Annotated in this window: 25 protein-coding genes; 19 read left to right on the plus strand and 6 right to left on the minus strand. The window is 36.4% G+C overall.

Going from position 1 to position 19,345, the window contains the following annotated elements; all coding sequences use genetic code 11:
- Complete coding sequence (locus J2Z26_RS02690) at positions 1-3,642, plus strand: cupredoxin domain-containing protein (protein WP_193538020.1); 3,642 nt, start codon at positions 1-3, stop codon at positions 3,640-3,642.
- A gap of 51 nt (positions 3,643-3,693) precedes the next feature.
- The gene (locus J2Z26_RS02695) at positions 3,694-4,455 is read left to right on the plus strand and encodes a hypothetical protein (RefSeq protein WP_193538022.1); all 762 of its coding nucleotides are present in this window, start codon (positions 3,694-3,696) and stop codon (positions 4,453-4,455) included.
- Positions 4,456-4,572: 117 nt separating this feature from the next.
- Here the strand turns inward: J2Z26_RS02695 and J2Z26_RS02700 are convergent, their stop codons facing one another.
- From J2Z26_RS02700 to J2Z26_RS02710, 3 genes are all read right to left on the minus strand, one after another.
- A complete protein-coding gene (locus J2Z26_RS02700) occupies positions 4,573-5,139 on the minus strand; it encodes a hypothetical protein (RefSeq protein WP_193538024.1) in 567 nt (188 codons plus the stop codon).
- A gap of 49 nt (positions 5,140-5,188) precedes the next feature.
- On the minus strand, positions 5,189-5,587 hold the full coding sequence (locus tag J2Z26_RS02705; protein ID WP_193538026.1) for a hypothetical protein: 399 nt from the start codon (positions 5,585-5,587) through the stop codon (positions 5,189-5,191).
- Between the two features lie 125 nt (positions 5,588-5,712).
- On the minus strand, positions 5,713-5,922 hold the full coding sequence (locus J2Z26_RS02710; RefSeq protein WP_193538028.1) for a hypothetical protein: 210 nt from the start codon (positions 5,920-5,922) through the stop codon (positions 5,713-5,715).
- A 185-nt stretch (positions 5,923-6,107) separates the two neighbouring features.
- Between J2Z26_RS02710 and J2Z26_RS02715 the strand changes: the two genes are divergently transcribed.
- From J2Z26_RS02715 to J2Z26_RS02725, 3 genes are all read left to right on the plus strand, one after another.
- Complete coding sequence (locus tag J2Z26_RS02715) at positions 6,108-6,368, plus strand: hypothetical protein (protein ID WP_193538030.1); 261 nt, start codon at positions 6,108-6,110, stop codon at positions 6,366-6,368.
- A 130-nt stretch (positions 6,369-6,498) separates the two neighbouring features.
- A complete protein-coding gene (locus tag J2Z26_RS02720; protein WP_193538032.1) occupies positions 6,499-7,710 on the plus strand; it encodes an ATP-grasp domain-containing protein in 1,212 nt (403 codons plus the stop codon).
- Positions 7,711-7,784: 74 nt separating this feature from the next.
- Positions 7,785-8,231, plus strand: coding sequence for a CotY/CotZ family spore coat protein (locus J2Z26_RS02725; RefSeq protein WP_193538034.1), 447 nt, complete (start codon positions 7,785-7,787; stop codon positions 8,229-8,231).
- 64 nt (positions 8,232-8,295) lie between these two features.
- Here the strand turns inward: J2Z26_RS02725 and J2Z26_RS02730 are convergent, their stop codons facing one another.
- Together J2Z26_RS02730 and J2Z26_RS02735 are read right to left on the minus strand one after the other, a co-directional pair.
- Complete coding sequence (locus J2Z26_RS02730; protein WP_193538036.1) at positions 8,296-9,645, minus strand: YheC/YheD family endospore coat-associated protein; 1,350 nt, start codon at positions 9,643-9,645, stop codon at positions 8,296-8,298.
- 12 nt (positions 9,646-9,657) lie between these two features.
- Positions 9,658-10,926: a YheC/YheD family protein gene (locus tag J2Z26_RS02735; RefSeq protein ID WP_193538038.1), complete on the minus strand. Its 1,269-nt coding sequence runs from the start codon at positions 10,924-10,926 to the stop codon at positions 9,658-9,660.
- Between the two features lie 169 nt (positions 10,927-11,095).
- On the opposite strand from J2Z26_RS02735, the gene J2Z26_RS02740 reads away from it, so the two are divergent.
- The 5 genes from J2Z26_RS02740 to J2Z26_RS02760 all read left to right on the plus strand — a co-directional run bounded on the left by J2Z26_RS02740 (position 11,096) and on the right by J2Z26_RS02760 (position 13,779).
- A complete protein-coding gene (locus tag J2Z26_RS02740; RefSeq protein ID WP_193538040.1) occupies positions 11,096-12,013 on the plus strand; it encodes a hypothetical protein in 918 nt (305 codons plus the stop codon).
- A gap of 90 nt (positions 12,014-12,103) precedes the next feature.
- Positions 12,104-12,661 (plus strand): hypothetical protein, encoded by a 558-nt coding sequence (locus J2Z26_RS02745; protein ID WP_193538042.1) that lies wholly within the window; start codon positions 12,104-12,106, stop codon positions 12,659-12,661.
- Between the two features lie 151 nt (positions 12,662-12,812).
- On the plus strand, positions 12,813-13,145 hold the full coding sequence (locus J2Z26_RS02750; protein ID WP_193538044.1) for a hypothetical protein: 333 nt from the start codon (positions 12,813-12,815) through the stop codon (positions 13,143-13,145).
- Positions 13,146-13,195: 50 nt separating this feature from the next.
- Positions 13,196-13,549 (plus strand): DUF1360 domain-containing protein, encoded by a 354-nt coding sequence (locus tag J2Z26_RS02755; protein WP_193538046.1) that lies wholly within the window; start codon positions 13,196-13,198, stop codon positions 13,547-13,549.
- Positions 13,550-13,629: 80 nt separating this feature from the next.
- On the plus strand, positions 13,630-13,779 hold the full coding sequence (locus J2Z26_RS02760) for a hypothetical protein (protein ID WP_193538048.1): 150 nt from the start codon (positions 13,630-13,632) through the stop codon (positions 13,777-13,779).
- A 36-nt stretch (positions 13,780-13,815) separates the two neighbouring features.
- Here the strand turns inward: J2Z26_RS02760 and J2Z26_RS02765 are convergent, their stop codons facing one another.
- On the minus strand, positions 13,816-14,700 hold the full coding sequence (locus J2Z26_RS02765; RefSeq protein WP_193538050.1) for a vanadium-dependent haloperoxidase: 885 nt from the start codon (positions 14,698-14,700) through the stop codon (positions 13,816-13,818).
- 155 nt (positions 14,701-14,855) lie between these two features.
- On the opposite strand from J2Z26_RS02765, the gene J2Z26_RS02770 reads away from it, so the two are divergent.
- The 9 genes from J2Z26_RS02770 to spoVIF all read left to right on the plus strand — a co-directional run bounded on the left by J2Z26_RS02770 (position 14,856) and on the right by spoVIF (position 19,316).
- The gene (locus J2Z26_RS02770; RefSeq protein ID WP_193538052.1) at positions 14,856-15,059 is read left to right on the plus strand and encodes a DUF1657 domain-containing protein; all 204 of its coding nucleotides are present in this window, start codon (positions 14,856-14,858) and stop codon (positions 15,057-15,059) included.
- Positions 15,060-15,130: 71 nt separating this feature from the next.
- The gene (locus tag J2Z26_RS02775) at positions 15,131-15,568 is read left to right on the plus strand and encodes a hypothetical protein (protein WP_193538054.1); all 438 of its coding nucleotides are present in this window, start codon (positions 15,131-15,133) and stop codon (positions 15,566-15,568) included.
- Between the two features lie 15 nt (positions 15,569-15,583).
- The gene (spoVAC, locus tag J2Z26_RS02780; RefSeq protein ID WP_193538056.1) at positions 15,584-16,063 is read left to right on the plus strand and encodes a stage V sporulation protein AC; all 480 of its coding nucleotides are present in this window, start codon (positions 15,584-15,586) and stop codon (positions 16,061-16,063) included.
- A gap of 1 nt (position 16,064) precedes the next feature.
- Positions 16,065-17,081: a stage V sporulation protein AD gene (gene spoVAD, locus J2Z26_RS02785; RefSeq protein ID WP_193538058.1), complete on the plus strand. Its 1,017-nt coding sequence runs from the start codon at positions 16,065-16,067 to the stop codon at positions 17,079-17,081.
- Positions 17,078-17,434, plus strand: coding sequence for a stage V sporulation protein AE (spoVAE, locus tag J2Z26_RS02790; protein ID WP_193538061.1), 357 nt, complete (start codon positions 17,078-17,080; stop codon positions 17,432-17,434). The genes spoVAD and spoVAE overlap by 4 nt, the downstream gene beginning before the upstream one ends.
- 12 nt (positions 17,435-17,446) lie before the next feature.
- Positions 17,447-17,653 (plus strand): DUF1657 domain-containing protein, encoded by a 207-nt coding sequence (locus tag J2Z26_RS02795; RefSeq protein WP_193538063.1) that lies wholly within the window; start codon positions 17,447-17,449, stop codon positions 17,651-17,653.
- 31 nt (positions 17,654-17,684) lie between these two features.
- The gene (locus J2Z26_RS02800) at positions 17,685-18,545 is read left to right on the plus strand and encodes a DUF421 domain-containing protein (RefSeq protein WP_193538065.1); all 861 of its coding nucleotides are present in this window, start codon (positions 17,685-17,687) and stop codon (positions 18,543-18,545) included.
- Positions 18,546-18,634: 89 nt separating this feature from the next.
- A complete protein-coding gene (locus tag J2Z26_RS02805) occupies positions 18,635-18,886 on the plus strand; it encodes a hypothetical protein (RefSeq protein WP_209794288.1) in 252 nt (83 codons plus the stop codon).
- Between the two features lie 175 nt (positions 18,887-19,061).
- Positions 19,062-19,316 carry a sporulation-specific transcription regulator SpoVIF gene (spoVIF, locus tag J2Z26_RS02810; RefSeq protein WP_193538069.1) on the plus strand — a complete coding sequence of 85 codons (255 nt, stop codon included), beginning with the start codon at positions 19,062-19,064 and terminating at the stop codon, positions 19,314-19,316.
- Positions 19,317-19,345: the final 29 nt, after the last annotated feature.

Below are 19,345 nucleotides of genomic sequence, written 5' to 3' on the forward strand. Positions count from 1 at the left end.
ATGAAGCGATGCTATCATGTCGTCGCTATTCCTATTCGGATTGTGGTAAATAACTTTGGAGATTATAACCCGAATGGCATGATGTATGTTTTAAAAGAAAATGAAGAAAAGGTTAAGGAACTTGTTAGGAAGAATCCTTTCTCAACCGTTGATCTTGTTCAGCCACTTGTTATTCGTGCAAATGAAGGAGATGTTGTTGAGATCTTATTTGAAAACAAACTCCCATTTGCAGCAGGGATGCACTTTCAGGAAGCAGATTATGATGTGTTAGATTCAGATGGTGCGAATGTCGGTTTTAATCCGAATACTCTAGCAGAATGTGGTGACAAGATAAAATATGTAATTAAAGCAAACCTCGATGGAATTTACTTCTTTTCAGACTTAGGTAATCCATCAAGTACTGAAGATGGGTCAAATAGCAATGGGCTGTTTGGTGCATTATTTGTTCAACCACGAGGATCTTGGTGGACAGATCCGGTTACAGGAGGACCAATTAATAGTGGTGTATATGCTGATATCCATCATTCATTTTTACCATCTCGCCGTGAATATGCATGGATGTTTCATGATGAAATGGAGATTAATGATATTACTGGGAATCGACCAATTAACCCTTTAACAGGTCAACCTTCTGAGTCATTCCACGGAGTCAATTATAGATACGAACCTGAGCATAGACGAAAACAATTGATAGATGAAGGTGTTGTTTGTCCAGATTGTGATGGAGAAGAAGTACACCATGATTCGTGGGTGTTTGGTGATCCTGCAACTCCAATATTAAGAGGTTACGTAGGTGATCCGGCTCTTATTAGACTTGTGCATGCTGGGGTTAAAGAAACTCACGTGTTTCACTACCATGTTCACCAATGGTTCAGAGATCCTAAAAATGTAAACTCCGAGATATTTGATTCTCAATCGACTAGTCCACAAACGCATTACAACATTGAACCATTGTATGGACTAGGGAGTTTACATGGTGCAATTGGTGATGCTATCATCCACTGTCATTTATATCCTCACTTTGCAGTTGGTATGTGGGGAATTAATCGAATTTTTGATACCCTTCAAGATGGAAGTCAATGTTATCCGAATGGTGAGCCTATTGCAGCACTACAGCCATTGCCTGACAGACCAGCACCCCCGTTGCCAACAAAGGAACGTCCTGGATTTCCAAACTTTATTCCAGGTAAAGTTGGCTGTAAAGCACCGAGGCCACCACTCGGCATTGTTGGTGGACGCGAGATGACAGAGTTAGAAAAAAATGCCGCTGTCCCCAACGCAAGACCTGGAGCAGTATTTGCTGATCCTTGCTTGGAAAATTCGATTGTAAAAGAATTTAATATCTCAGTAATTGAACTACCTCTCATCTATAATCGTCAAGGCTGGCATGATCCAAAAGGACGAATATATGTGTTAGATGAAGATATTGAAGCAATTTGCTCAGGAAGAAAGGAACCCGAACCTCTTGTCTTCCATGCCACAGCAGGCACTTGTATTCGGATTAACTTTACAAACAGGCTCCCGCATATTCTTGATGGTGACGCGTTTCAACTTGTAACAAGAACCTATGAGATAGGTATGCATATCCATTTTGTTAAGTTTGATGTATTAGTTAATGATGGAGCAAATGTTGGTTGGAACTATGATTCTGGTGTTCTGCCAGGTGAAACAATGCGCTATGAATATTTTGCAGATGTGGAATTAAAAGCGTGGTTTTTTCATGATCATTTATTTGCAACAGCCCATCAACAGCATGGTGTGTTTGCCTCAGGAGTAATTCATCCGAGGTTCACTAAATTTCTTGATTCAACTACAGGCCAAGAAGTACGCAATGGCACGCAAGTTACTACTACAAATCCAATCATTCCAGACTATCGAGATATTGCTTTAATGGTTCACGATTTTGCGTTGATTTTTGATAAGGACGGACGACCGCTAAATCCACCTGAGTTTCCAGGCTCTCAGGATGATCCCGGATTGTTCGGAGTGAACTTCAAAAATGAACCATTACAATTTAGGCTTGGGAAAGACTGTGATCCAGCCTACTCCTTTAGTTCATTTGTTCATGGAGATCCAGTCACACCTATACTCAGGGCTTATGCTGGTGATTCCATCCGAATAAGATTACTACAAGGAGCACAGGAAGAATCACACAGCTTTAATCTTCATGGCCTTAAATGGCCAACAGAAAGAAGAGACTTAGACACAACAATGGAAGACCAACAGCATATAGGAATCTCAGAGTCCTTCACATTTGAGACGTATATTCCTCGAGGTGGAGACTATTTATGGACGTTTGAAACGGAAGAGGATTTGTGGAATGGAACTTGGGGACTCTTCAGGGCATACGATGAGGAAGTACCGGATCTGATACCGTTATCTGACAGGCCACTGCCTCCCAAACGTTCAACCCCATTACCAGAATGCACAGGATTACCACCTGCAAAAGCAAAAACAGTATGTTCAGTTGGACCACCGAATAGTCCAATTAAAAAATTTGATGTGGTTGCTTTTCAAACCCCAGTTATTTATAACTCATATGGTGACCATGATCCAAATGGAATTGTGTTTGCATTAAGAGAGGATGTAGATGATATCCTTTGTGGGAAAAAGAATCCAGAACCACTGGTGCTAAGGGCTAACGCTGGAGACGTTGTAGAAGTTACGTTAGAGAGTAGATTGAAATTTGAATTGTTTCCATTTAAAGATGGGATATATCCTTATCCACGGGTCAAAGAACAAGCCTTCTATCCTCCATCCTTACGAATTTCATTACATCCTCAACTCCTACAATATGATGTGAAAACGTCAGCGGGAGAAACCGTTGGATTTAATGCAGACCAAACCGTAGGGCCTGGTGAAAAGATAACATACAGCTGGTTTGTAGAAGATGCGCACGGAGCTATTGGTATGTGGGATATGGCGGATATCCGTAATCACCGCTCACAAGGAGCATTTGGTGCATTTATTGCAGAACCTAGAGGAACTAGCTATTTGGATCCTTTTTCATTAAAACCAGTTAGAACAGGTGCCAATGCTGTATTACGTAATCCATTTTTACCAGATAAGCGAGAATTTGTCATGATTATGCATGATGGATTACGCTTACTAGACAAACTTGATCAACTAATTATTGATCCATTTGATGGAGTTTTACTTGGTAGTGGAGAAGTGGATGAAGAAGTGGATACGTATGATGAAGGCTCGCGTGGCTTCAACTATCGTACTGAGCGTTTAATTAATAGATATAGAGAGCATCCAGAACTAGAGAACTTATTTAGTTCTAAGGTATTCGGTGACCCAGCAACTCCATTATTTGAAGCCTATGCTGGAGACCCAGTCTCGATAAAACTTGTAACACCTGCTGAACGAAGACGTACACATACTTTCCATCTTCATGGTCATAGATGGCACTTTGAGCCCCGAGATCTAAATTCACGTATAGAATCCTTTGTTGGATTTAACGTGATAGGAAGAAAAGCAAATTTATGGCTGATAGGCGGAGCAGGTAGCGTATACAACTTCCCAGGTGACTATATGTATCGTTCGGGAAATATTATGTGGGATATTGAACTGGGAATGTGGGGGATCATGCGTGTTCATGGAGAACTTCAAGACCATCTGCATCCTTTAAAAGATTAAGAGATAGGGAGCCGTATTATGGTTCCCTATTTTTAAAAAGGTGGTGAAAAAATGGAAGAAGAAAATGTATGTGAAGGTTTTAATTGTCCAGAGTTTGTTCCAGCGGATGCACCTGACGATTTCTGTATACCAGAGGAATGCTGTCCACCACGTATTAAGCAACCGATGTTCCCTGCTCCAACTAGTTGTTTACCAGAGGAGCAACAAGAAGAACTAGAAGCTCGAATTAAACAAGCGAATCAATTACTCCTGGATTTAGGTTTATCAGGTGAACGTACACCAGATGAAATATTCCAAAGGGCGTTTGATGGGCTTGTTGGACAAAAAGTTCGTGTGGAAATTAACTGTCCAGTTAGTGAAGAAGTTGATCGAAATATAATCAAACGCGGGAGAGTCATGCTTGTTGGTTTCGATTTCGTTGTTTTAAGAAATAAGAATGGAAAAGAAATCATTATTCCCTTTGAGGTAGTAAATACGATTAAGTTAAATGGACGATTTGCCGAACCAAATGAAGAAAGCGAATTAACTGAAATAGATCCTTGTTTTAGAAGGAGACTCACGTTTAGATTCGGTGAAACCGTTAGTTCGTCACCAGAGCTTATTCAAATCTTTTTTAGACTAAGATTAAAAATCTATTTAATGCTCTTAGTCAACAAGAGATTGAAAGTTCGATTAGAGGGAGAGAAAATAAAAGGGACACTATTTGACGTTCATAGAGAAACATTAACCCTAAAGATAAAGAAAAAGAAGAAGAAAAAGAAAAAAAAGATGGAGATTCCGCTAAACAACATTTGTTATTTAGTAGTACTGTAGAAAAAGAGTAGGCTGACCTATTTGAAGTCAGCCTACTCTTTTTAAGTTTAATAGAATATAGTTAACTAAGGCTAGTAATTCTAATAAAAAAGCCACGACTTCGCGTGGCCTTCCTCATTAATGACAACAGTCGCATTCTTTATCGTCTTTACAGTCATCTTTAAGCTCCATAAATTTGATAGCTTCCATTTTAATAATTGCTGCTTTTGGACATTTTTTATGCTTCTTTTTCTTCTTTTTCTTCTTCTTTTTCTTTTCTCCTAAGACTTCTGGTTCGTCATCTTTATCATCTTTTTTGTCATCTTTTTTATCATCTAACACTTCAACCTCAACAAAGTCTGAACCAACGAAGCAGACTTTTGCATCGATTTTTTTGTCTTCTTCTAATTCAAATTTTACTTTACAGCCAATAAGCTGTCGAAGTCGGAAATTTAAATTTCCTTGTAATCCACCTAATCGTAATCGAAAATCATCATCGCAGAGAAAACGATCGCAAATAAAATCACGATGATGGAAATCATGGCAACCGTGGTGGTCACCATGATGGTGCCCGTGTCCATGATGGTGGTCAGGACACCCACAATGATCGTTATGGTGATGATTGCGATGATGATCATGATGACCGTGATGACCATGATGATCTCGTCTAAACTTACCGCATGTTGAACAATGCATATGACTCAACTTATATTCCTCCTTTTTGATTTTTCCCTAATTAATAGATTTGGAAATACTACATAATAATCACAATGTTCTTCTTACCGTCATCACCTTTATGCAATCTAATCATTTCGTTAATAGAATGGTTTTTACCATGTAAATGCGTTTCATGGTCATGGGAGACACAATCATCTCCATGTCTGTGGTGATGGAGTGGTGTCAGTCTAGAAAGTCTGTTTCTTCTGTTGAAATTGTTTTGATGATCTTGTCTTCTAAAGCGGTTTCTAGGAAAACGATCTACTCGATTGCACCTACATGTATCATGATGAATTGATTGGTGATGACTAGAAGAACTGGAACTGCAAAAATCATGATGGTGAGTATGCTTCATCTGACAACCACAATGTTTAGGGTGTGAATGGGCACTACTCTGACAGCTGCATGTATGCCTATTAAAATTGTGATCTGACATGCTATTCCTCCTATTCTTAAAGCTACTATTAGTCTATGAATTTTTTAATAAATTGAAATGGACAAACGCCTGATAAAAGAAGCGAACAAGTCTAATTCTTGTTCGCCTTCTTTTTCCTATCATACTTAACAATGATGGAATCCACGGTGAAAATCATGGTGGAAGTCGTGACATCCACATCTATGACGGAAATGACAAACCGGTCTACAATGGAATCTATCACATAAAGAGTGGCAACGACGGGATTTTGGACAATGGAAATCATCGTCATGACACTTACATACAACTTTGATTACCTTTTCATCCTTTTTCTTCTTTTTCTTCCTGTTTCCCATATAATCACCTCCTAAATAGTATTCATATTAGTTTATGATTCTGGTAAACAGGCCGTATGTACTACTATCTCTACAATTTGAAATTTCCACAGGTATAATGAAAGGATTTAATGAAAGTGCCTATACCTTGATATAGGTATTTGCATAACATATACCGATTACTATTAGTCTAGGAGGAAAATGGAATGTCGAAGAAGAGAAGACCACAAGAAATTAAGGTTGATAAGTTAATTGTGAAAGCAAATGAAGTGATTATTATTGATGAAAATCGTCGTCGTAGACGCTATGATCCATGGTTAGGCAGAAGAGTAGACGACATTGATGACATTGATGTGGATGTAGATGTAGATGTGAAGGTTGATGATGACAAAGTAGATGTCGATGTTGATGTTGATGTTGACATAGACGATGATGACGATCGTAAAAGACCTTTTTCATGGATTTAGCATAGTTATCCATAGCAGGGAGCAGCGTATTAGTTGCTCTCTTTTTATCAGGAGTTTTTTCATATTTTAGCACTAAAGAGCTATTCCGTTTATATTCTATAGTGAGGATATTTCAAAGGTGGAGGAAACGTTGGAATCAGTCATTTTTATAGGAACTAATAAATCTGGGTCTAGTCGAGAAGCTGTAAAAGCTGCAAAAAAAATAGGATACGAAACAATCCTTTTAACTAATAATAAAAAGTTCTTAGCGAACAAATGGGAGTTTCCAGATATCGATTTAATGCTATATGTTTCACCCGTAATGGACTATGAAATTGTCAGTAAAGAAATTACCTTTTTAAGGCATGGTGAAAGAAAGATAAAAGCCATTCTAAGCTTTATTGAGCCATATGTATACTTAGCTGCTTCTTTATCAGTAGAATTTTGTAGTTCTAGTCTAAGCTTAGAAGCAATTGATATCATGGAGGACAAATCCCTCGTGCGGAACGTTCTTCGAAACAGTCCTGTTACTCCTTATTTTAAGATATTAAACAATCAAAGTGAGCTAGAGACCTTTCACTTTAATACCTTGCCACTTGTCATAAAATCCCCATTCTCAACTGGATCAAAGGATGTTCTTCTCGCACGAACGAAAGAGGAATTAGATTTAAAAGTCAATCAATTATTATTAAAGTATCCTCTAGATTCATTAATCGTGGAAGAGTTCTTGGAAGGACCTCAATATTTAGTGGAAGTTATTGTGAAAAATGGAGAGATTTTTATCATCGGTGTGATTGAACAAACGATTTCAGAGTATGAACGTTTTATTGTGACAGGGTATAGCTTTAACCCCAAAAATCATGAATTGACTGAAAAAGTAAGGGAAGTTGTACAAGGCATAGTGGAAGGGATTAAATTAACAAATGGCTCTTGTCATATTGAGTTAAGACTTGTAAATGGTACATGGAAATTGATTGAGACGAATCCTAGAGTTTCTGGGGGAGCCATGAATCGAATGATCGAAATAGGTACGGGAATTAATATTGCTGAAGAAACGATAAAACTTTATGCAGGTGAGTCAATTTCGATATCTAACCGCTTTGAAAAGTGCGTATATACTCAATATATTACTGTCGGTCAAAAAGGCAGGTTGCTTAAAGTAACTGGTAGAGCGAGAGCTGAAGCCCTACCTGGTGTCCAGGAAGTGTATATTAAACCAAAGAAAGGTATGACATTAAAGCCACCAGAATCCATGGGTGATCGATATGGTTATGTGATTGCAGCAGAGCACTCGATTGAAGCTGCTAAGGACATTGCTCTCACTGCTGCAAAAGAGATTGCTTTCTATCTTGAGCCTTTATAAAGATAGCGTCTACACAAATGTTAATCATTCTCATAAACTATGGATAAGAGTGATTATGTAAGGGAGGGGTGGCATTGGACTCGAATCAATATGTAATTGAAGTTTTAAATGTGGTTAAACAATTCCAAAATACCTATCAGTGCTTCAAAGATACATTTTCAAATAAAATGCCACCCAATGATAAGAATGATGGAACCATTCCCTTAATGCTTTATCATAAGAATGGAAACTTAGTTGAGGAAGTTGGAATTGATGGAGAAGAAAGTGGGGTGGGAAGTTTTACCTCTTATTTCTTCAGAGTTGAGGAGATAGATCCTACAGCTAATAAAGCAATTATGACTCTTATTAAACCGTTTGATATGGGTTCAAAACCAACTTTAGATTTAACAGAACTTTATCGTCTGGAAAAAACTTTTATATTTATAGAAGTAAAATTAGAACATATAAGTGCGGTTCAATGTATTAGTCCTAGGTTAATGAATAGAGCTCTTCCTATAATTGAACCAAAGTGGGAAAGTTAAAAAGGATAGCTTTTGATAGCTATCCTTTTTAACTTCTTGAATGAACAAATGGCCATACATTTTATTAGTAAAAGCCATCTACAGCTGCAGCATAGCGAATCGGATTTTGACAGATATAGTAATAATTCGCCATATCCATCTTTTTAAAACCATTAAAGGTGGGACGCATATTTGCTTCAATAAACCAAAGCTTTTGGTTCACATCAAATGCTAGATCTAATCCAAACTCTGCAAAATGCTCACCTGTTTCGTCCATAATTTCACAAAAGTGTTGAGCTGCAGCAATAACGTTTGTTTTTAGTAGATTAGAATGAACGGAGGGACCAAAAGACTCTTCTAATGCCATTTTTATAGGTAGCGCCATTCCACCACGTGAGATGTTTGTAACAAATTGGTTTTTCCCTGCCACTCTACATTCTATCCCACTACATTGCCATCCAGATTTTATGTTTTTTTGCATAACTACACGGATGTCCCATGGATTACCTTCAATCTTAGCTAGGTCTAAATAGGGCTGTAATATATAATTTTTCGATAGTAAGTTCTCCTGACTTAAGTAGTCCTCAATGGCCCAATTCGGAATGGTAAACTCTCGTTTGTTTCCTTCATTATAATCAACCGCCAAAATAGAGTCAGAGGTTTGTTTCTTAAAAATATAGATGCCTCTTCCTCTAGAAAGGTCTGAAGGTTTTAAAATAATCTTAGATGTTTCGTGCAATAATTTTAGCACGTCATGTTGATTTTCTAATTTATATGTGTCCGGTAAATATTGCTTAAATTTAACATTGTTGCTAAGTTCTTTATGAAGCTCCCACTTATCGTAACGAAAGGAATTAAAGACTTTATCATTGGTATACCTAGATAATTTTTCGGCAACTTGTTGGTTTGATTTATATCCACGACGGTAAATAACTGAAGGTATTGGGAGTTTTTGATAGTGCCACTTTTTACTTTCAGAATGATAATACAGCCCAAAAAGGCACTTTTTATCCCAGTCAATAGAACATTCCTTAAAGGCAATAACGAGTCCCCCAATTTGATTATAATTACGGACAGCGTCAGAGTATTCTTGCATATGTCGATGATGATAATAATAATGCTGCTCACCCAATAGTAAGCCAATAACAGGGCCGAGGTGAATGATACCTTCTTTAACGTAGAGTTTATAAGGAACTTCATCAGGAATGTGTAATACATCTAAAAGATCTTGAGAACAATTTATTTTGAGTGGGTTATTGTAGCTATGATTATCTGTTTTTTTGGAGTGAAAAGTCCTAACGTTTACCTTTAATTTTTGGTTGCCAAAATACAAAAAGGTAGTATTCTGCACTTCTATTGCTAGCCAGTTAGGGAGATAGATAGTCAATTCATCAGTCTGATGTTCATGGTCTTTCTGAATCTTTACCCATATCATAATAAGCATCCTTTAATCTTCTATATTGTTATTGAGATAATACATATAATGAAATGCATTTGATAAGTAAGCTTTCCAGTCAATCATACTAGCAGTATATAAATAACTTCTTGTTTCCCACCCTTTAACATACAAAAGATAAGGTTTACAGTCTTGGTCTACTAAAAAATCTAAGGTTGCTGTTCCTAGATTTGGAATATAATAATCCATTAGTGAACAACATTCAACCGATAAATTAGTTAAATCTTGTAATACATTATCTGGTTTTTGTATGGAAACTTCTTGAAGAGTCCATTCCAGTTTCTCAGCTATATGTTTTACATTAGATTCCTTAGCGAGAATCTCGCTTTTACCTACCATATCTGTTACACTCCACTTTCCATCCCCATTCTTTTGAACATAGACTCTTATTTCGAGGGGAGTGTCCATCCATTTAATTGGGCTTATTGGCTTTATGACCATGTATTTTTTTGATTTAATTCGCTTTTTAATTTGTCCAAACAATTCATCTTCACTACACTCGGTTGAACGATCTGTCGAAGAGAGAAGGTAATGATTTTCCTTTTCAGGTTGCTGATTCACCCAAAATACTTTATCTTTAGCAGATCCTTTCTCGGGTAATAGAAGGCACCCTTTATAGAAATTGAGAAATTCCATTAAGGTTTTGGGAGAGAACACATCGTAGTGGAGTAAATATTGGTCCTTTGATAGTAAAGAAGAAAACATATCAAAGAGTATACTTTGGTTAAAACGATTGATAGGGTTAATGACCATTACATTTTCTAGCCTACGGAGTTTACGCATTTTCTTAACACTGCTTGATTGTGAATGAAAAGTCATGTTGTAAATAAATTTTGGGATATTCGTAATTACTTTTTCCACTTTTAACCCAGATATAATCGTTCCCTCTACCGATTGAGTTTCAAGGTTTATTCCCTCAATAGGAAATAAAACAATATCCATTTCGTAATGAAGGGATATTTCTTGTAATTCCGTAATTAGTTGTAGAAATAACCTTTCCTTTTTTATTGGATAAAGCATTCCGTAAGAGATGGGTTTCTTTATGGTACTAAACGAATTCTTACGATCAGACTGTAAAAGGTTGTTTTTAATATGCTCAATTGAATGTTGTATATTTTTGAAGTGCTCAATGTCATTCTGATTAAATGAGTCTAGAGTAAGTAACTTCTTCAGTTCTTCTAATTCTAGTTCTAAAAATTCATTAAGACGGTGGTTTTTTTCGTATAATGCTTCTATCTTTTTAAAGTATTCACTTGTCATTTTTATCGCCCTCATCAGATATCTCGATATATATTAATATGAAAATAGGATGAAGTTGTGAATCAACCACTTTAGGAAGAACCCCCAAATTCACTTAATGTTTATACAATCCAATTAAAGTTTGCATAAACTATTATAAGAATATTTTTGAAAGGGGGTCGTTAGGAAGATGGCGTCTGAATATAAGCTAATACCTTTCAACACATATAGAGAGTGTTTAGCTGTTACATTTAAGAATGTATTAAGTAATAACCGTTGGAGCATTGAGCGAGCGTTAGAGCTTTACAAAGTATCAGATCAAACGTATAAAGATTATTTACGTTGTAAGTATACACTTTTGCTTCTTGGGCCTAGATCGAATGAGAAAATAAAGCAAATCAATGAAAAACAAATTTCAAATGATAAGTGTGAGTCAAACAATAGTGATTATTACAAGGATGCAAAGCAGAGATTTGTTTCCTTACTTACAGGCAACGGTGGTTCTGAAGGGAAATATAGTGAAAGTAAAAAAGAGAAGTCGTTGCAGGAGGACAAGAATAAAGTTGAGCCTAAAATGCCAAAATCAAAACGAACCAAAAAGAATCTGAAAAACGTTAAATTTTCTAATTCTGTCTTAAAACACCTTCAAGCTTACGCAACAGATCCTGTACGAGAAAAGGATAAACAAGATAGGAAAGAAAAAGAAGTAAAGATAAGTAAAGAAGAAATAAAAACTAAAAGTTCACAAGCGGACTTATTAAGACATGAGCTAAAGCTTGACCTGAAAAAAGCAGATAAGCAGAAAATAAAGGAAGAACCAAGAATAGATCCAATGAAGAAAACTAAAAATAAAATCGTACAAGAATTTCAGCATGTGGAAAAAGAGAAAGAACATAAGTTAGAAGAAAAATGTATTGAAAATAAAGTAAAAGTGCATGAGATTGATTATAAGCAAGAAACAAATCAAGAAATAGAATATGAAACTAAACAAGAAATAGAATACGGTACTAAACAAGAGCTAAAACAAGATATCAAAATTTCGAATAAAAACGGTACAGCTATCATTGCTGATAGTGGAAATTCTACCATTTATCTTGATTCCTATTAAAATGTACTATTATCATAGGTAAAGCGTCCTCTCACTTTAGGATTCTCTTAATATATATAGAGTATCAAGTGAGCGGGAGGTGAAAGATAAATGAGTTGGGGCAAATTAGAACAAAAATTTGAAGAACTTGCAAAAGCAATGGCTCAAGCAATTCAAGAGCAATGGCAGAAAGCTGAAGCAGACGCAGATGCTGAAGCAAAAGCAAAAGCGAAAGCTAATGCTGAAAACAAAGCTGAAAACAAATCAGATTCTGAGTCAGATGCTGAGGCTGAAAACGAATCTAAAATCTGGATTGATGTAAAAGGTGGAAATTCTTACATCATGAACAGTGGTAACTCTAAAGTTGAGGTGAAAGTTGAAGCTAAGTCTGATGTTGAAGCGGATGTTGAAACAGATGTTGAAGCAGATCAAGAATCAAGAAATGATGCTGAAAACAGAGCAGACCAAGAGACTGATCAAGAAACTGACCAAGACCAAGAAGCAAGAGCAACAAATGAAAATGACCTTGAAAACAGAAACGAAAATAACAACGAAAACGATAATGACAATGATAACGAAAATAACAACGAAAACGATAATGACAATGATAACGAAAATGACAATGACAATGACAACGAAAACAGAAATGAAAATGACAACAGAAATTAATTTTTTAAACATTAAGGTTGTCAGGAAAGCACTCAGAAATGAGTGCTTTTCTTTTTTATAAAAGTATCCCTATTCTAGTGATTATGCCCTTACCTCTTAACTTAATCAACGTATACATATAAAAGCAAGGCTTTTGGAAAGGAGGTTCACGATGAGTGAACGTGAATTAGAGATGATTCAATTATTTGAAAAGGTTGTAGATGAAAAACTAGAGAAGCACTTTAACCAATTAAAACAATCCACAACTGAAATAAGCAACGCAAATGGAACAGCATCCATCTTAAAAAGTGGCAATAGTATTGTATATATTGATAATTCTGGAATTGCCTATGCGATGCTTTTGTTCTTTTATCAAATGATGAATGAAAAGGATCAAAAGAATTTAGATATGAATGAGGTTTTGAGTAAGATTGAAGAAAGAATGTCAAAAAACCGAAAAAGCTTTGAAGAGCTCATTTCTTCTGTAAAGGAATCACAAGAGTAACTATTACTTCATATTTTAGAAGATATATCATAGGTAAGGGGAGATGCAAATTGGAATTATCGTGGATTTATCTACTTGTTTTTGGATTGGCCTCTTTCCGTTTAACTAGATTACTGGTTTTTGATAAGATAACAGCCTTTATTCGGCGACCATTTATAGATGAAATTGAAGAGGTAGAAGAAGATGGGACCTTTTCAACTTTTATCGAAATAAAAGGAACAGGTATAAGGAAATGGTTTGGCGAGTTACTGAGTTGTTATTGGTGTACAGGTATTTGGTGTTCTACTTTCTTATATTTACTTTGGCTTTTTATTCCTGTTTTTATCCAACCAGTTATTTTCATATTGGCTATTGCAGGGTTAGCAGGTTTAATTGAAACACTTAATACAAAATTGCTGGATTAGACCTTGCCTAGAGAACAATTTACTTCATAATCACATAAAATAGTTAGAGAAAGCCATATGAAAGAACAGGGGGAACTGTGATGAGAGAAAGGAAAAGAAAATCCTCCATTAGACCAACTACTTCTTCTGATAATGGGGGAACAAAGGAAACAAAAAAAGAAAGAAGAAGAAGAGGCTGTGGCTGTGGTGGCCGAAGAAGAAGAAGAGATAAAGATACAGATGAAAAATAGGAACCAGCACCCTAAAAAGGGGCTGGTTTTTAAATTTTAATAGAATAAAGTAGGTTTTGTAGTATTATTTGTTGGCAAATCGTCTTTCTTATTATTTGTTAAAAGAGAGGTACAATTATTTGCAAATTCGTATGGAATGACTTGTTCATATGGTGGAGGATTTATGACTGCATTTCGATTTTCTCGATATGGTTTATCAATTTTTCTATTTTCTTCATTTTTATCTTTCTTCAATTCTTCAACAACAATACGGCCAATCTGTCGTCCAAGTCGAAGACCTTCTGAATTATCTAGCGGGAAATGAACTCCTGCATAAAGACGAGAATCTGAACATTCCTCGGACATTTTCCGTAATTTTTTTGCTTCGCCTGGGAAAAAATAACCTAACACTTGTTCAACACAGCCTGCAATGGTTGCATGTCCAGAAGGGTAGGTAGGATGCCTGGGTGTACAAAGGATTGTTTCTAATGACTGGTCTAATTGGTTGGGCCTTGCAACCTGCCAATCAAACTTACATTTCCATGTTACTACAAATGCATCATTAACAGCTGCCAGTACAGCAGCAAGTATTCGTGCTGCTCTCGGTGCAGGTACTTTGTAAGTATCGATTAAGCGATCCATAATAGGAACAAATTGCTTAGTTGGTACTCCTGTTCCCCAGTATTTAGCCACTTCCATTTGATGTGGGGTTAAGTTCTCTAACGTTTTTTTTACAATCGCAAGTTGAGGTTTCCAGTCAATTGTAGATGGATTGCGGATATCAAGTTGTATCTTCTTACCATTTTTATAAAAAAACTCACCTATTTCATTTGTCTTTATATAATGGGTTACCCATGACCCGGCCGACGGTTCCTCGGGATTAGTAGGAGGCACTTGTTCTCCAGCGTAGGGAATTTCATTCCATTTCTTCAATAAATCCATTTTCATAGCTCCTTTTCATAATTTCAATTACATAGTATGAAAAGAGGAATATTTTGCTTAATTATTTTTTTATGGGTGAAAATGGAAATCATAAAATAGTTAGCAGCTATACATTATAAGGTTGTATTAATGTTATGAAATAAGGAGGTAAACAAATGACAGTTGTTACTCAAGTAGCACAAACTCTTGCTGGGTTAAAAAGTGCTCAAGCTAGTTTTGAAACGTTTGCACTTCAAACGGACAATGAACAAGCTAAGCAAATGTATCAACAGGCTGCACAACAAACACAAGCGATTGTTGATATGTTAGATCCACGTGTGCAAGAAATTAAACAAGAAGAGCCACAATATAACCAGTAATACGTTTTAGGGGTTGGTAATGATACCAGCCTTTTTTTCGAAGATACATAATAGAGAATGGACTGAAGAACGTGGATAAAAAATGGGTAGTCATTATTATTATACTAGTTAGTTCCTTGACAGCTTGTAGTCAATATGAGCCGAAAAATATAGAAGGTATAGATGCTTCAAAGTTAGATGTCATTCAAATTCCGTCTGAGCAAGCTGAAGCAAAGGTAAAGGGAATGGATGAGGTAACTGAGGTTATCGCTGTAAATATGGATAAAAAGTTATTGCTTGCGTTTAGAGTTAAGCAGTTTGAAAAGTTCCGTTTAAATCAAATAGAAAAAAAGGTTGAAGAAGAATTAAAAAAGGACTTTAAAGAATACGATATGACCGTCTCTAGTGACTTAAAGATCTATTTAGAAACAACAAAAATAAAAAATGATGTGTACTTAAAAAAAATTGATGAATCTAAAGTGGAAAAAGAAATGGAAAGAGTAATAAAGCTAAGTGAAGAACAAACATAAGGCAGGGTGATTATTATGCCAAATAAAAATAGAAAAAACTTATCAATGACACAACAAGAGTACCAGCAATTTCAAACTAAACATGAAACGAAGCGGCCAGTTGCCAAAAACATCATTAAAGCTTTTCTGGTCGGCGGAATTATTTGCACAATTGGACAGGCTGTCCAATTATTTTATATCTATAACTTTAATTTTACGGAGGCAACAGCGGGAAATCCTACTGTCGCAACCATGGTGTTTTTTGCAATGCTGTTAACAGGATTCGGTGTATATGACCGACTTGCTCAATTTGCGGGGGCAGGTAGTGCAGTGCCAGTTACTGGATTTGGTAATGCTGTTATTTCAGCAGCAATTGAACATCGTACTGAGGGCTTTGTTCTTGGGGTCGGATCAAATATGTTTAAACTTGCTGGTTCGGTTATATTATTTGGGACATTCTCAGCGTTTGTCGTTGCTCTAATTAAAACGATTCTTATGAAATGGGGCGGTTTTTAATATGATGCAAGGACATGCAACTTGGGTGTTTGAGAATAAGCCAGTAATTATATCATCTGCAGCAGTTGGTGGACCGTTTGAGGCTAATGGAGCAATTGCTGATGATTTCGATCTTCTACATGAAGATCTCTGGCTAGGAGAAGATTCTTATGAAAAAGCACATAAAGTACTTTTTGAAGAAGCCTATTTTAAAGCTATAGAGAAAGCGAATGTAGATAAAGAGAAAATCCAATTCATATTAGCAGGAGACTTAATTAATCAAATTACCCCTTCAAGCTTTGCCGCAAGAACACTAGGAACTCCGTATTTCGGTCTTTTCGGAGCTTGTTCTACCTCAATGGAAGGACTCGCACTTGGTGCATTCATTGTTAATCATGGTGGTGCAAAATACTTACTAACTGCAGCAGGAAGCCATAATGCAGCAGTGGAAAAGCAGTTTAGATATCCAACAGAATATGGAGGTCAAAAGCCACCTACTGCTCAGTGGACGGTAACAGGGGCTGGCGCAGCCGTTTTGAGTGATAAAGGGGAAGGTCCTAGAGTTACTTCAGCTACAATTGGGAAAGTAATTGATATGGGCTTGTCTGATCCATTTAATATGGGAGGAGCAATGGCACCAGCTGCTGTTGATACAATTGAAGCTCATTTTAGAGATCGAAACATTGATCCTTCTTACTATGATTTAATTGTAACCGGTGACCTAGGCCATATCGGCCGTGAAGTATCGTTAGATTTATTAAAAAAGCATGGCTTAGAAATTGAGGATTCAAAATATCAAGACTGTGGTTTACTAATCTACCGAGAAGACCAACCAGTATTATCTGGTGGAAGTGGAGCAGGTTGTTCAGCAACTGTATTATACGGACATATATTGAATCGAATGAAAAAAGGGGAATTGAAAAGAATTCTAGTAGTTGCAACTGGGGCACTACTATCACCAATATCTTTTCAGCAAAAAGAAACGATTCCTTGTATTGCACATGCTGTTTCAATTGAGTACGGGGGTGAAGGGAATTGATTCAAACTTTCTTTTGGGCCTTTGTTGTAGGTGGACTTATCTGTGTAATCGGTCAAATCATGTTTGACGTCTTTAAGCTTACTCCAGCACATACATTGAGTACACTTGTTGTATCGGGTGCTATTTTAGACGGATTTAATCTTTACGAACCTTTAATTGCGTTTGCCGGCGCAGGCGCGACGATTCCAATCACGAGCTTTGGTAATGCTCTTGTCCATGGAGCACTTCAGGAAGGGGAGAAGCATGGTATTGTCGGGGTATTAACAGGGATGTTTGAGGTAACGAGTTCTGGTATCTCCTCAGCCATCATTTTTGGTTTTATTGGTGCATTACTATTTAAACCAAAGGGTTAGGAGGGAAGGTTTATGACGGTTGCCTCTCAAGTAAAACAAACACTTGCCAGTTTGAAAAGTATGCATGCAAGCTTTCAATCATTGGCTCTGACCTCGATTGATGAGGATGCGAAAAGAACATTTCATGAAGTTATGTTAACAACAGAAGAGATCATTACGGATGTAAAAGCACGAGTTGGAGAACTAGAATATGAGGAACCCCAGTATAAAGGGTTTTAGCCTAAGCAATTGTTAGAAAGTGAGGTGCTATATGTCTGAATGGGTAGAGGTAGTCATACGCTCTTTTGGAATTCTTATTGGATTATTTTTAATAACCAAGCTCCTCGGAAAAAAACAGCTCTCTAAATTGTCTTTTTTTGAATATATTGCTGGTATCACAATAGGGAACATCGCTGGTACTTTATCTATGGATTTAAGACTTAACATGGCAAACGGGATATCAAGTATATTGGTTTGGTTGCTCTTTCCTTTAGTGCTTTCATTACTATCATTAAAAAGTAAAACAGTCCGTGATTTTGTAGAAGGAAAATCAACTGTCTTTATTAAAAATGGAAAGATTATGGAGGATAACTTAAAAAAAGAACAATACTCAGCTGATGAACTCTTGGAACAATTACGACGGAAGAATATATTTCGGGTAGCGGATGTAGAGTTTGCTCTACTTGAACCAACGGGTGAAATAACCGCTCTTTTAAAAAGAGAAAAACAACCTCTAACTGTCGGAGATATTATTAAAAACTCTGCTTCAATTAAGGAACCTCAAACGGTAATGATGGATGGAAGTATTTTGGATGAACCTTTATCTACGATTGGATTGAACCGAGGGTGGCTTAAGGAAGAACTAGACAAAATCGGGGTAACACCAGAGAATGTCTTTTTAGCTCAGGTGGATTCATTCGGACAGTTAACTGTTGATTTATATGATGATAAAGTACAGGTGCCTCCTCCAGTAACACTGAAGTTATTACAAGCCTCGATTAAGAAGTGTGAGGCTGATTTTGAATTATTCGCACTCCAAACAGAATCTCAAGCTGCAAAAGAAATGTACATGAAAAATGCTGAGAAAATAAGGGAGATTGAAAATAAAGTAAAACCCTATCTGGAAGGATAGATTAAGTACCACTTCATAAATGTGGTGCTTTTTTTATTGTCAAAACAGATGCGTAGTACATACTTTAATATCGGGGATAAAAAATCTCTATGAAAGATAGGTTGGAGCGAGAGAAACATATGGATAAATTTACGATAGAGATGGATCGTTTTGTTAAGCAATATTACCAAAATCATGATGAAGAAAAGGTTAAATCAGAAAAGTTTATTAAACAAACCGAAGCCGATCTCGAAAAACTTGCAAAACAAAGTCAGGGTTTTGAGAAGGAGCTAGAAGCAAGACTCGAAAAAATAGATAAGTGGCTAGCTCGAAAGCAGAAGCAACTGGAGGATAATTTTTAAGCTGTCTTTAGGTTAAATTGGTGCGGTTGCCCAGTACACTTGTCCTCACTGCTTCAGAGATACTCGCATATTCTAATAAAGAAGATTGCTATTTTTAGAGAGTTGTTCTGTGGGACGATTCACGCCTATTGTGAATCGTTCATAAGATAATATCAAACATAAGGAGGCTTCGATAATGGATAATAATTTATTCAAGAATATTGAACAGAAAACTGGAGTTAATATGAATGACGTTATGCAGTTAGCTAATTCATTACAAAATGCAAATTTTAAGGATGAGAAAACAGTGCGTTCGATTATTAAGCGTGTTTCACAGATTGCCAATAAGCCTGTTAATAAACAGACTGAGGACAAAATTGTGAATTCGATTGTTAATGGTAATCAGAATTTAGATTTTGGTACGATTGCAAAGATGCTTAACAAGAAGTAAGTGAAAAGGTGTCAGGCTGGATAAATGCC

Source organism: Cytobacillus luteolus (assembly GCF_017873715.1).
Lineage (GTDB): Bacteria > Bacillota > Bacilli > Bacillales > Bacillaceae_L > Bacillus_BV > Bacillus_BV luteola.